Origin of the sequence: Tardiphaga robiniae (assembly GCF_013359755.1) — a bacterium.
GTDB classification, from domain to species: Bacteria; Pseudomonadota; Alphaproteobacteria; order Rhizobiales; family Xanthobacteraceae; genus Tardiphaga; species Tardiphaga robiniae.
Genome location: NZ_JABMCJ010000026.1, coordinates 1 through 476, shown reverse-complemented (window position 1 = coordinate 476; position 476 = coordinate 1). Strand labels below are relative to the sequence as shown.

Genomic DNA, 476 nt, shown 5'->3' with positions numbered 1-476 from the left:
GTTATGCCGCGTTCGCCAGGCTTGCTGTACCATGTGCGCTGATTCTTGCGCTCAATACGTTGCAGGTTGCTTTCAATCTGTTTGTGGTATTCAGCCAGCACTGTAAGGTCTATCGGATTTAGTGCGCTTTCTACTCGTGATTTCGGTTTGCGATTCAGCGAGAGAATAGGGCGGTTAACTGGTTTTGCGCTTACCCCAACCAACAGGGGATTTGCTGCTTTCCATTGAGCCTGTTTCTCTGCGCGACGTTCGCGGCGGCGTGTTTGTGCATCCATCTGGATTCTCCTGTCAGTTAGCTTTGGTGGTGTGTGGCAGTTGTAGTCCTGAACGAAAACCCCCCGCGATTGGCACATTGGCAGCTAATCCGGAATCGCACTTACGGCCAATGCTTCGTTTCGTATCACACACCCCAAAGCCTTCTGCTTTGAATGCTGCCCTTCTTCAGGGCTTAATTTTTAAGAGCGTCACCTTCATGG

At 50.8% G+C, this 476-nt stretch carries 1 protein-coding gene; it reads right to left on the bottom strand.

Annotation, left to right across the window (positions count from 1 at the left end; all coding sequences use genetic code 11):
- Positions 1 to 275: antitermination protein N (locus HP556_RS00120; RefSeq protein ID WP_010186112.1), on the bottom strand; the 275-nt coding region annotated here is incomplete at its 3' end.
- Positions 276 to 476 lie beyond the last annotated feature (201 nt).